Genomic DNA, 12,782 nt, shown 5'->3' with positions numbered 1-12,782 from the left:
GGTAATTTCCTCCATTCAATAATTAGGGTTGTTTCATACATAAGTATAACCCATTTTTGTTTTTAATGTATACGCTTTCACATAGCTTCATGTACCTCTTTTTAAAGCATATTATCAGATTTACTGCAATTTAAAACCTTTTCAAGTAAAATGAATGTGACTCTTAATTCCAGGAAGGTATCCGTTATGGCAAAACCGTTAACAATCAATATTACAAACATTATTTGGAGCTTTGACCGACAATCACAGCAAGTCAATTTGTTGTTGGTAAAAAGAGCCGATGAGCCCTTTGCCAATTTTTGGGGATTGCCCGAGACTCTAATGCGGCCGGAAGAAAGTGCTGATGAAGCTGCACTACGTTTAGTGCAAGAAAAGATCGGACTAAAACTAGCCAGCTTTCATACCGAGCAACTGGCCACGTTCACCCACCCTAAACGAACTCCGGACGGTCGAACACTATCACTTGCCTACATGACTTTTCTGCCTGAAAAACCGGCTTTAAAACCAAGTTACGGCGCCCTTGACGCCGAATGGTTCACCCTGAACTCAGATGGTGACCACTACGTTTTTGAGCACGACAAGGATCATTTTGAAACCGCTGAAATGACTGGTGAGACCGAGTATTATCACAGGTTATTTACACGAAATTCAAAATTACACTCAACAATGGCCTTCGACCATGACTGGATCCTCAAAATTGCCTGCGAACGCATTCGAAATAAATTAGATTACCAGCCTAATATTTTGCTGATTCTTGGACCAACATTTACTTTGAAGCAGGCTCGCCAGGTGTTCGCAGTTTTCGAGAAAGTCAAACTCGCTGACATTGATAATTCCAACTTCAAAAAAAATCACCGCCATATTTTTGAATCAGTTGGAACCTCAACCAGTGTCCGACCCGGCCGGCCAGCAAAGGTTTACCGGTTAAGATACATCCGTAAATAGTCCCCCAAAAGATGTCCCAGATGAGGCTCAAAGTGCTTTCCAGAATACATTGATGCAAGCTTTATTAAAACGCTGGGCACTTCAAAAAGCGTCCCGAAAACGACTAAATTTACAACTCACAAACTTTTTAAAATGATATTCCCCAAGCAAATTCCCTTGACATTGTTCACCATTTCCCGTATATTGTTGACCAATATAAAAGTTCTTATTACTTTTATTTTTTGCAGTTGTTTAGGTACTTTATACTTTTTATGTTATGGGAGGAACTTCTAATGCAACTTAAGCAGTACAAATTACTTGGGGTGGTGGGTACAGCCTGGCTGTTTGACGCCATGGACGTGGCGATGCTGTCATTTATCATGACTTATCTAAAAACTGAATGGCAGTTAACCCCAGCCACTTTAGGGCTTGTCAGCGCGGCAACATCAGTCGGGATGGTTTTTGGCGCCAGTATTTGCGGTTATTTAGCGGATCGAATCGGCCGTAAACGCGTTCTCATGTATACCCTGATCCTTTTCTCATTTGGAAACATCCTACTCGGCATGACGCCAAATGTCACTTTGTTTATTGCCACCCGTTTTTTAACTGGTGTGGGCCTCGGTGGTGAATTACCTGTGGCCGCCACACTAATTGCTGATCACTATCGTGGTACCCAGCAGTCACGGATGCTAGTGCTAGCTGACAGCTTCTGGGCGATTGGCTGGATCATTGCTTCAATTTTAGCTTTCTGGGTCATGCCACTAATCGGTTGGCGATGGACTGTATTGGCAACCGGGATCACCGTTTTATACGCCCTCCTCATGCGGCGGCATCTCCCCGCTGATTCACCTTCCCGGCCGACGAAAAAGCAGTCTTATCGAACCCTTTGGCAACCTGAATACCGTCGACAGACTGTGCTTTTGAGCGCGCTTTGGTTCGTGGTGATGCTGACCTATTACGGCATGTTCTTATGGCTACCTAGTGTGTTATTATTACGCGGTTTCCCAATCGTCACCAGTTTCAGCTACACATTGCTGATTAGCTTAGCTCAGCTTCCAGGTTACTACTTGGCTGCTTATTTGATGGGTAAGCTGCAACGAAAGACGGTGCTGACCATTTACCTGTTGGGAACTGTGATCAGTGCCATTGCATTTAGCATCGCCAGCAACAACACCGCCATTTTGATCAGTGGTGCGTGGTTGTCATTTTTTGACCTTGGTGCTTGGGGAACACTAATTGCCTTCACGCCTTCCCAGTTTCCGCAGGCAATTCGTGGTACTGGCATGGGTATGGCTCAGTCAATTGGCCGAATTGGCGCAACAATCGGTCCTTACATGGTTGGGGTGCTCTTGCAATTGAATTTTGGTGTACCGACTATTTGGGCCTTATTCGTCGGCATTCTATTAATTGGTATCGTTTTGCTGGTCTTTGGTGTTCGTGATCACGTAGCTGAAGTCAAGGAAGTTGGTCAGCCATGATGCTTAATGATGAATATCTGATACCAATATTGCGCCGAGTTTTGCTTGAAGACATTGGAACTGGCGATCTATCTGCTAGTGTCATTCCAGACCAGCCGGTTCACGGCTATTTTCTAGCTAAACGAGCTGGCGTAATCAGCGGCATCCAAATCCCAGCACTGATCTATCGGCTGTTTGAACACGAAGTCACTTATCAGCCATTGGTTAAAGACGCCGACACTGTGGCAGCCGGCACCAAAATTGCCACCGTCGACGGCAGTGCCCGTGACTTATTAGCAGCAGAACGCGTCACGCTCAACTTGATTCAGCGGATGAGTGGTATCGCGTCGGCCACCGCCAAAGCCGTCTCGACACTAGATAACGCCGCCGTTGGCATCTTGGACACCCGCAAAACGGTGCCTGGTCTTCGCCAATTAGATAAGTATGCCGTCAGCTGTGGTGGCGGTGTTAATCACCGGATGGGTCTCTACGATTCAATCATGTTAAAGGACAATCACTGGCAGCTTTTCGGAAAATTAGCCACGGCCGTGAAAGTTCTTCGACAGACTGCTGGTCCAACCAAATCCATTGAAGTCGAAGTCGAAAATGAGAATCAATTACAACAGGCGATTGATAGCCAAGTCGATATGATTCTTATTGATAACCAGCCACCGACCACTGTAGCGGATTGGTGTCAACGCATTCCTGCTAACATAAAAACGGAGGCGTCTGGCGGTATAGAATTGGCCAATCTACCCGCCTACGGACAAACGGGCGTTGATTTCATCTCGCTTGGTTACCTGACCAACAGCGTCCAAGCTTTAGATATTTCGTTTGACCTGGAAGTTTAATCAGACTCAAAACGGGTGGCTAAGTTCCATTAACTGGAGCCTAGCCACCCGTTTAACATTGAAACTTTTATTTATTTTTTTGCGGGCTTTTTAGCTGCATCTTCCTTACGGAGCCGATCGGCAGTTGCTAAAATGTAAGCACGCAGTTCATCCTTGATTTCAGGGTGTTCCAAGCCATATTCAACGTTCGTACGAACATAGCCAAACTTATTACCAACATCGTAGCGTTGACCTTTGAATTCGTGGGCAAAAACTCTTTGTGTCTGGTTCAGCGTATCGATAGCATCCGTCAACTGAACCTCGCCGCCCTTACCCGGTTTCTGCTTAGCCAAAACATCAAAAATTTCAGGCGTTAGCAAGTAGCGACCAATAATTGCCAAATCACTGGGGGCATCCTCAACAGCCGGTTTTTCAACAAACTTATTCACGTTGTAGAGGCCAGTATCGACTTCGCTTTGCGGATCGATCACACCATAAGCGGAAACCTCCTCGTGAGGCACCTTCTTGACGGCTAGAATCGAGGCATGGGTCTTTTCATATTCATTAATAAGCTGTTTAGTCAGTGGCACCTCATCACTCATTAAATCATCACCCAGCATCACGACAAACGGTTCATCAGCAATGAACGATTTTGCGTAACGAATCGCGTCACCAAGACCATTAGGATATGGCTGACGAATGTAGTAGATATTTAATCCAGCAGCAGTCGTCTGATTGACCAGATTAAGGAGCTTCGTCTTCCCCTTTTGTTGCAAGTTCTGTTCCAGCTCCGGAGCAGAATCAAAGTGGTCTTCAATTGAGCGTTTCCCTTTGCCCTCAATGATCAAAATATCCTCAATACCACTTGCTTTGGCTTCTTCAACGATAAACTGGATGGTCGGTTTATCAACGATTGGTAACATTTCCTTAGCCAGCGCTTTAGTTGCGGGCAAAAAACGCGTCCCTAAACCCGCCGCCGGAATAACAGCTTTACGTACTTTCATCATTTAAGTCCCTCACTTACATTGGCTGATTATTCATAAATGCCAATTAATTACCTCTCATTTTACACTAAAAAGAGATCAATGCGATTGGTTTTACCCTAAATAATGATAACGTATTCAAAATTTAAGATTATTATGGGATACCTGCTATCTTTGAACAGGATAGATTGTAAATCTACGGCATTTTTACTAAATAGTTCTAATTAGATGCCCAATCGGCTCAAACGTCTTAAAAATAACAAATTTATAGTCCAAATTTGTTACATATTTCACAAGAATGAGAGTAAAATAATATTGGGTACAATTTACTTTATCATTAAGGGGGTTTTTATAATGACTGGACGTTTAGATGGTAAAATTGCAATTGTGACTGGCGGTGCCGCTGGAATTGGAAAGGCAACCGTTAAGCGATTTCTGGATGAAGGCGCCACGGTCGTCTTTACCGACATCAATGACGAAACCGGCAAGGCTACTGAAGCAGAGTTCAACACGGACAAAGTAGCGTTTATTAAGCAGGATACCAGTAAAGAAGCCGATTGGGAAAACGTGGTTCAAACCGTCCTCGACCGTTATGGTAAAATCGACATTCTATTTAATAATGCGGGGATTTTTCGTTTGATCAATCTTCCGGACACGACTGAAGAACAATGGGATCAATTAATGTCGATCAATGTTAAGGGCGTCTTTTTTGGTATGAAGCACGTCATTCCAGTTATGGCGAAGCAGGGTGGCGGATCGGTCATCAACACCTCTTCAATCGCCGGCTTAGCTGGCAGCCCACAGGCCACACTCTATGGCGCAAGCAAGGGTGCCGTTCGAATCATGACCAAGGATGCCGCCATGGAATATGCCACTGCTCAAGTGCGGGTCAACTCCGTCCATCCAGGTCTGATTGCAACCGAAATGGCTGACTACGCTTCTGATGTTTACCAAGCTTCTGCTGATGAACTGGGTAAGATGCACCCACTTGGCCGGTTAGGAAAGCCAGAGGAAGTGGCCGCAGCGGTTGCCTTCCTAGCCTCAGATGATGCGTCTTTCATTACCGGCGTTGAGCTGCCAGTTGATGGTGGTGCGACTGCCCAGTAATCAGTAGAACTATAATGAATTCATCGATCTTGAAAGATCCTTTGTAAGGTTATCTGAATATCATAAAGCGGCACTCAATTTCGATTGACCAAATTGAGTGCCGCTTCTTTATTTCCAATGTCGTTTTCATGAACTAAATAAAAGAACGCTTTGTTCCTAATTAGACCACTTTTTAAATAACTTTCATTCGTCGTAGATTGACGCTACCTATAATCCTCTTCAAATTCATTTGAATTAACAAAAAACGCTTCCGCCCAGTCAACGCCAAAGTCTGATCCATAGGTGCGTTCCATTTTGGCATACCGCTGTTTGGCGTACTCGTACCACTGATGATTTTCCAGCTCCTTGATTAAAATGGAAATTCCGGCGTCAAATCCGGTAATCATGGCATGGGTGTGCGCTGCAGGCATGAAACCATTGGCTCCTAAAAAATTGAGGAACGCGGGTAGAAATTGTTGTATTGACAGATAGTCCCGTTTCTTTAATAGCAATCCTGCAAAATGATCCATTAAGACTACCTTAACCGATTGCTTAGATGCATTTTTAAGCGTTTTACGTTCACGGTCATACAGCTGCGTTGCAAACGTTAAGGCATATAGATCAAAGTCGTCAGCCGTCATTGACTGCTGAAATTGCTCAGCGTCTTTTGAAGCACTGAAAGCCTTAACCCATTCCTGTGTGTATTCTTGAATCGACTGTTTGACGTAAGCTGACCATTCCGGTAGTTCCCGCTGCTGCCCTAATGGCAAATAATATTCCGTCTTGACTGGCTTCATTAAGTCATCCAATTCTTGAAAAGAAAACGGCAACCGACCGTTTAAGCATTCAGCCGTAATAAACAGGTCAATACTGTCATAGACCTCAGCGGTTCTTTGGATGTTATATTCACGCTCATAAGCAGTGTTAAAAAAACGATATAACAACAGTTGAAGATTGCCTGGTTGCCAGTTTGAAAAAGGCAGGTCATAAACGTCATACATCACTTGAAACAAGGCTTTGATCGCGGTCCACGCAACTTCATGATCAACCCCAATCGAATCCTCTAATTCATGACGTCGCAAGAAACTTAAATAACGCCGCCATTCACCGTTAAAAACAATCTCAAAGGGTACCTGCACTTTTCGCATGCTCATTCGCTCCCATCAGAACCTCAGCGTCACTTCCAATTAAATTATAACAAAATACCGGTACGAATTGATGCGCAATTAAAACTAAAAATTTTGTTTTAATGCCACATGAACTATAATGCATTTTAGGGGGGATGTTCACATGCTGAGTAATCAATTAGGACGCCGTTTGGGCACTGCATTTGCCTATTTAAAAGCCAGTTTATTGGGCACTGTAGAATCAACTGGTGCCTCACTGAAGCACACTGTCACCATTGGCAAACAAACTTATGCTTCAAAATACACGGTTCAGCAAATTCGATTACGTTATCAATTAAAGTACCAATCAAAAAAGATTGGTAATAAAAGCGTTTATATCAATAAAGTCTGGGCGTATCAAACAACGGCTCATAGCGGCATATGGGACTATGCACAACCTTTAAAGAGTGGCCAAGTTCTACATAATGGCCGCTTTATTGTCTTTCGGACTTGGATGGGTGGCAATACCAGTACTTTAAAGTACGTTAGCCTCGATAGTGGGCGAATGTACACTGCTGAGGTGGTCAATTTGAAATAGCTTTCAGCTTGTGAAACAGCTCATTTAGGTCCCTAAACAGGCTCTCAACTTGAAATTAAAAATTCGCCTTGATAACTTCCTTCATAATCAAAGATGTTTACTGTTTAACCGCCAATCACCGTTTGGTTTGCATAGACAGCTGCGCCAACCATGCCTGCCCAGGGACCCAGTTTCGCCGGCACAATATCACACACCTCACGGGCAACTTTGAGCGCGTGGCCAGCAACCACTGCTCTAGCCGGCTGCAATAAGCGGTCTCCGGCCTGAGCCACCCCGCCGCCAATGATCACGCGCTCCGGATTGAAAAGGTTAATCGCACTCGAAAGCCCGTAACCGAGCAGCTCGCCCGTTTCGAGCATCACTTCTCGAGCCACCTGGTCATGTTGATCATAAGCTGTGGAAACCATTGCCGCAGTCAGATTGTCTTCATTGTCATTGACCCAGTCCGTCATCACACTAGTCTCGTGGGCCGCTAAGTGTTCGCGAACCGTCTTGACGATGCCGCGAGCTGACACGTACCGGCCAAGACAACCTGAACTGCCACAGGCACAGGGCCGACCGTGACGATACATATTCAAATGGCCAAGTTCAGCTGCACTGTTTGACTTACCGTAAAGCATCCGCCCGTCAGCAATCATCGCGGCCCCAAGCCCCGTACCTAACGTGACCATCAGCACGTCGTCTTTGCCAGCGCCGGCACCAAATTGCCATTCACCATAAAGGTTCACGCGCACATCGTTGTCAATGGCGGTCGGAATGTGAAATGCATTTTGAACGATTTCCGCCACTGGCACGTTATCCCAGTTAAAAAAATTAGGTGAAAAAATCGACACACCGCTTTTGATATCCATCTGACCTGGCACACCGATGCCAATCGCTCTAACCTGCGTCGTTGACGTACCAGTTTGTGCGATTATTTTTTTGATCCCGTTAACTAAGTTAGTCATGACAACTTGGCTATTAGTTTCAGATTCGGTCGTTACTTTAAGTCTGTCTTGAACGTGAAGATCATCGTCAAGCAGTCCGATTTTGATATTTGTGCCACCTAAATCAACGCCAATAAACATTTGTCTCACCTCATTGAAAGCGTTTCATATTGGTTAATATCATAACACACCACTTCTTAACCAGGCTAGAAGCGAGAACGTCAAAAACGGGTGAATCCAATCAAGTGAATTCACCCGTTTAAATGCTTTTTTTAATCAGCACTGACAATCATCTGGCAGGCAATCGCATTGAACCTGATTCGGGGCATCAACTGCTTTACTTGCTAAAACCGCCTGTAATTGCGCAATATCGCCCTTAGTGAGCGTCACGTGATCAACTAAATCAACCAGTGTTTTACCCTTCTTCATCGCACATAAATGATCAAAAAGTTGCTCAGCTGATCCGTTCATGGCGTCAGTTTCACTAATCGTTGCCGTGTACAAAAAACGTCGATCTTCTTTTTTGGTTGCCAATAATCCCTTCTGCACTAACCGTCGCAACAGCGTTTTAATGGTTGAGTCGGACCACTTGCGCTTGCGCTGCAATAAATCGATCAGCTCACGAGAATAAACTTGACCCTTCGTCCACACGATGCGCATTAATTCCCATTCTGAGGGCGTGATTTCTTCAATACTGTTTTGTAATGCTTCGCTCATGGTTTGACCTCCGTTTACATTTGTAACTGCTCAAATACAGTTTAGCATGAATTGCCGCAATGTCAATGAATTTAGCCACTCATCACCAGTTTCAAAGTGGTTTGCTTAAACCTAAATGACCTAAAAATCGATTAAGTCAAGCGCCACCAAACGGAACATCCAACCCTTACAATCGGGTCGAGCAACCCTCCCAACGCTTCCTGGTCTATACCTGAAGTCGTTACAGTTGCCAGGTCATGCAATCTCCGTATAATCATACATGAAAGTTGCCCTGAGGCGACTCGACAAGGAGGAGATAAAACATGGTTAAAGTAGGTATTAATGGTTTCGGTCGGATCGGTCGCTTGGTTTTACGTCGCATTCTCGAATTAAAAGATCCCGATATTGAAGTTACTGCAATTAATGATTTAACCACGCCTTCCATGCTGGCATACCTGTTTAAGTATGACACAACTCATGGAACGGTCCCCTATGATGTTTCCGCTACTGACGATTCCTTGGTGATTGACGGTCAGCAATTCCGGGTATATGCGGAACGCGATGCCAAAAACATTCCTTGGGCTGATCAAAACGGTGTCGAGCTCGTACTCGAATGTACCGGTTTCTACACCTCAAAAGAGAAGTCTCAGGCGCACTTAGACGCTGGTGTGAAAAAAGTTTTAATTTCCGCACCAGCCGGCCCCATCAAGACGATCGTCTACAACGTGAATGATGACACGCTCAACGCTGACGATACGATCATCTCGGCCGGTTCTTGCACCACTAACGCTTTAGCGCCAATGGCAGACGCGTTGAACAAGGAATTTGGCATCGAAGTTGGGACCATGACGGCGATTCACGCCTTTACTAGTTCCCAAATGATTCTTGACGGACCTAAGGGCAGTAAGCTGCGTCCTAACCGAACTGCATCGGCAAACACGATTCCGCATTCCACTGGGGCTGCCAAAGCAATCGGTTTAGTGATTCCCGACCTTGATGGCCATCTACAGGGTCACGCACAGCGGGTCGCAGTGATCGATGGTTCTGTTTGTGAACTGGTTTCTGTGCTGCGCACTGAAGGTGTTACGGCTGAACAAGTCAATACAGCCGTTAAACCGTACACGGATGATAACCCGGCGTTTGGCTGGAATGAAGACGAGATCGTTTCGTCGGACATTATTGGCGATACTCACGGTGGTGTTTTTGATCCAACCTTAACTGAGGTTACAACAAACGGTAAGTTCCAGGTGGTTAAAACTGCAACTTGGTTCGATAATGAATACGGCTTCGTTGCCAACATGATTCGGACCGCAAAGGCTTTTGCAGAGGCTTCATTTGGTGAGTAACGATCATTAATAGTCTGTACTTCATTTAAAAACAAATTTAACGTTAATTTGGATCGATTCCAATAAAAAAGCGATATTAGACAGATTTCCGGCACAATTTGGAAATTAGTCTAGTATCGCTTTTTTGATTAAACATGACTGGTAACTTTAATTTACTGATGGGATATCGGTTTCAACATAAAACAACTGACGAAATAATGTCGTCATTCAATTTGGCTTACCTAACACCTTTAACCGTTGGTGTGTCAAAATTACTCTTGGCTTTTCCATTTTGGGTTGCCGTCATCAGCGTCGCCTTTGACCCCAGATAGCCAATGTATTTGACTTTAGACACCGTCACTGGGCTGCCCATCAATGATGATGTACCCAGAGAAATTTGCTGATGTTGGGTGACTTGGCGAACTCGACCATCACGTTGGCTACCCAGAAACCAGTTATTGTATTTAAAGCGAATTGTTTCACCAACGATTTGTTTTCCAGCTTGGTTTTTATGAACCCTGGCCGATAGCTGAAATGCAGTTGGGGATTTAAACTTTAAACTCTTAGTTGAATTTCGGAACAGTTTAAGTTGCTTTTGATCACTCTCCAATTGACTTTTAGTTTGTGAGATACCCTTTTTCCAACCATCTTTTTGAGCATTGCGATAAATACTTTGATCCAATTTAACCGCTGCATTAAACTGCTTTAACCTTGAATTCAAAGTTCTTTGGCGGTTTACCTGTCCATTACTTTTTGCCGTAGAAACGACTTGTTTAACAGACTTATTAGCCACCTTGGTCAGTGACATTTTGGTAGTGGGATAGGTTGTCACCTTTCCGTTTTGCGTCACCAAAACAGCTTTTACCTGACTATCTGACTGTGGAACTCCTGCGTCTAATAGGTACCAGACTTGTTTTTGCTGATTCTGTGCCGTTGTCACAAACGCCACTTTGTTTGCTTTAGCCGCGTTAGTTTGCTGACCACAGCTACCTAAAAGCACTAGGCACATACATGCAGTCATAGCTAAAACTAATTTTACCGATTGTTTAAATGCCATCTTCCATTCCCCTTTTATGACGACTCATACTTCTAGATTAACCGTCAAACCGGTTAGAAGCAAATGACGCTGATCAGCCTGAAAGACCAATTCTGACAAAATGCAGAGCTCATTTCAATATAGATAACGTTTACATTAATATTGTACCTTTCAATTACTAATGGTTTCGTTGTAAGATAAAAAGGTGTTCAAAAGGTAAAAGAGTTTTACTTATAACTATCATTAAGCAATTCATATACTGATCGAAAGAAGGCTCTCCAGTGTCAAAAGGAAACGTGATTATCGTCACCTGCGCCCTGTTGTTATCCAACGCCATGAGCGGGTTAGATAATACGATTATCAATACTGCACTACCAGCAATTATTTCTGATCTTCACGGCATCGAATTGATGGGTTGGATCGTCGCGGTGTTTCTTCTTGGAACGGCTGTCAGCACACCAATTTGGAGTAAATTAGGTGAACATATCGGCAATAAGCAGGCCTACCAGTTGGCCGCCTGCTTTTTCGTTGTTGGGTCGTTTCTTCAGGGAATCTCACCCAACATCATCTTTTTGATTATTGCTCGAACCATTGCCGGTATCGGTAATGGCGGTGTCGTTTCATTGCCCTACATTATTTACGCGCATTTGTATGAGAATCCACGCAAACGGATGCAGGTCCTAGGTTTCGTTTCAGCTAGTTACAGCATGGCGACAATTATCGGACCGCTGGTTGGCGGCTACATCGTTGATACTTTTAGCTGGCATTGGGTCTTCTTTCTAAACGTTCCGGTTGGTCTGATTTCAGCTATTTTGGTTCGAATTTACTATAAATCTAATCCAAAATACCGTGTCGACAGTGCCGTTGACTATGCAGGTGCGTCATTAATGACGGTTGGTTTGATTGCGTTACTGGCTGGTATTGAAATGATTGGTGCCACCTCGTGGGCCTGGATCTTCTTGGCTTTAGTGATTGCCGGAGTCAGTCTAGGTGTCATGATCTACGTCGAAGGACGTGTGGAAGACCCAATCATTCCGCGACGGTTATTTAAAAACCGCTCGTTAGTCATTGATTTCGTCCTTTTTATGATCATCTGGGCGGCCTTTCTAGGCTTCCTCATTTACAGCCCAATGTGGGCCCAAGGATTACTGGGAACCAGTGCACTAATTGGTGGTGCCACCCAGATTCCAAGTTCTGCCACGGACTTTATTGGTTCCGGGTCTGTAGCTCCATTAAGGCGCTTTTTGACGCCGCAAAAAGTCATTGGACTGGGAATCATCACGCTGGTCGTGGCTTTCTTATTAATGGTCGTAATGGGGGTAAAAACACCCTACTGGGTATTACTGCTGGCTGGCGCCTTTGAGGGCTTTGGCAACGGTGCTTGCTTCAACGAGTTACAAGTTAAAGTTCAGCAAGACGCGGCCCCAAAGGACGTTCCAATCGCGACTTCATTTAGTTTTTTGATTCGGATGCTCAGTCAAACATTTATGGCATCGATATTCGGAATCATTATGAACAGTGCTTTACGTCAGGGTGTCAACGCTTCTAATGGCAGCATTTCAATGAAGATGATGAATAAGCTAAGTGATGCTGCAAGTGTCAATTCCCTACCAGCCAATCTGATTCCTCAGATGCGTGTCATTCTCCATAATGGCCTGCATAATATTATGCTGGTATCGCTGATTTTAATGCTTGCTGCTGGAGGCATCAATATCTGGGCACAGCGGTTAGAAAAAGCTAAATTTGCGCGCAAAGCGGCACTGCAAAAAGCACGAGCAAAAGCGGCTGCTTCAGCAAACTAAATTATGAGTGAAT

Annotated in this window: 12 protein-coding genes; 7 read left to right on the top strand and 5 right to left on the bottom strand. The window is 44.5% G+C overall.

Features of this window, described 5'->3' with window-relative positions; translation table 11 throughout:
* The first annotated feature begins 186 nt into the window (after window positions 1–186).
* The 3 genes from GM612_RS04655 (at window position 187) to nadC (ending at window position 3,232) form a co-directional block, all read left to right on the top strand.
* Window positions 187–945 (top strand): NUDIX hydrolase, encoded by a 759-nt coding sequence (locus tag GM612_RS04655; protein WP_246147563.1) that lies wholly within the window; start codon window positions 187–189, stop codon window positions 943–945.
* 272 nt (window positions 946–1,217) lie between these two features.
* Window positions 1,218–2,402, top strand: coding sequence for an MFS transporter (locus GM612_RS04650; RefSeq protein WP_155431215.1), 1,185 nt, complete (start codon window positions 1,218–1,220; stop codon window positions 2,400–2,402).
* Window positions 2,399–3,232 carry a carboxylating nicotinate-nucleotide diphosphorylase gene (nadC, locus tag GM612_RS04645; RefSeq protein ID WP_246147561.1) on the top strand — a complete coding sequence of 278 codons (834 nt, stop codon included), beginning with the start codon at window positions 2,399–2,401 and terminating at the stop codon, window positions 3,230–3,232. The genes GM612_RS04650 and nadC overlap by 4 nt, the downstream gene beginning before the upstream one ends.
* A 71-nt stretch (window positions 3,233–3,303) precedes the next feature.
* On the opposite strand, the gene galU is transcribed toward nadC, so the two are convergent.
* Complete coding sequence (gene galU, locus GM612_RS04640) at window positions 3,304–4,215, bottom strand: UTP--glucose-1-phosphate uridylyltransferase GalU (RefSeq protein ID WP_155431280.1); 912 nt, start codon at window positions 4,213–4,215, stop codon at window positions 3,304–3,306.
* Between the two features lie 333 nt (window positions 4,216–4,548).
* On the opposite strand from galU, the gene GM612_RS04635 reads away from it, so the two are divergent.
* Window positions 4,549–5,301 (top strand): SDR family NAD(P)-dependent oxidoreductase, encoded by a 753-nt coding sequence (locus GM612_RS04635; protein WP_155431214.1) that lies wholly within the window; start codon window positions 4,549–4,551, stop codon window positions 5,299–5,301.
* A gap of 203 nt (window positions 5,302–5,504) precedes the next feature.
* On the opposite strand, the gene GM612_RS04630 is transcribed toward GM612_RS04635, so the two are convergent.
* Entirely contained in the window at window positions 5,505–6,428 is a 924-nt protein-coding gene (locus GM612_RS04630) for a hypothetical protein (RefSeq protein ID WP_155431213.1), read from the bottom strand.
* Between the two features lie 142 nt (window positions 6,429–6,570).
* Between GM612_RS04630 and GM612_RS04625 the strand changes: the two genes are divergently transcribed.
* A complete protein-coding gene (locus GM612_RS04625; protein ID WP_155431212.1) occupies window positions 6,571–6,984 on the top strand; it encodes a hypothetical protein in 414 nt (137 codons plus the stop codon).
* A 104-nt stretch (window positions 6,985–7,088) separates the two neighbouring features.
* Here GM612_RS04625 and GM612_RS04620 read toward each other — a convergent pair whose 3' ends face one another.
* Complete coding sequence (locus tag GM612_RS04620) at window positions 7,089–8,051, bottom strand: ROK family protein (protein WP_155431211.1); 963 nt, start codon at window positions 8,049–8,051, stop codon at window positions 7,089–7,091.
* 135 nt (window positions 8,052–8,186) lie between these two features.
* Entirely contained in the window at window positions 8,187–8,627 is a 441-nt protein-coding gene (locus GM612_RS04615; protein WP_155431210.1) for a CopY/TcrY family copper transport repressor, read from the bottom strand.
* A 302-nt stretch (window positions 8,628–8,929) separates the two neighbouring features.
* Between GM612_RS04615 and gap the strand changes: the two genes are divergently transcribed.
* Window positions 8,930–9,952 (top strand): type I glyceraldehyde-3-phosphate dehydrogenase, encoded by a 1,023-nt coding sequence (gene gap / locus GM612_RS04610; protein WP_155431209.1) that lies wholly within the window; start codon window positions 8,930–8,932, stop codon window positions 9,950–9,952.
* A gap of 217 nt (window positions 9,953–10,169) precedes the next feature.
* On the opposite strand, the gene GM612_RS04605 is transcribed toward gap, so the two are convergent.
* Window positions 10,170–10,988 (bottom strand): hypothetical protein, encoded by an 819-nt coding sequence (locus GM612_RS04605; RefSeq protein WP_155431208.1) that lies wholly within the window; start codon window positions 10,986–10,988, stop codon window positions 10,170–10,172.
* Window positions 10,989–11,248: 260 nt separating this feature from the next.
* Here GM612_RS04605 and GM612_RS04600 point away from each other — a divergent pair, with 260 nt between their 5' ends.
* Window positions 11,249–12,769 carry an MFS transporter gene (locus tag GM612_RS04600; protein ID WP_343031803.1) on the top strand — a complete coding sequence of 507 codons (1,521 nt, stop codon included), beginning with the start codon at window positions 11,249–11,251 and terminating at the stop codon, window positions 12,767–12,769.
* Window positions 12,770–12,782 lie beyond the last annotated feature (13 nt).

The organism is Secundilactobacillus folii, assembly GCF_009720675.1.
In the GTDB taxonomy this organism is placed as follows: Bacteria; Bacillota; Bacilli; order Lactobacillales; family Lactobacillaceae; genus Secundilactobacillus; species Secundilactobacillus folii.
This window is presented reverse-complemented; position numbering and strand designations above follow the sequence as displayed.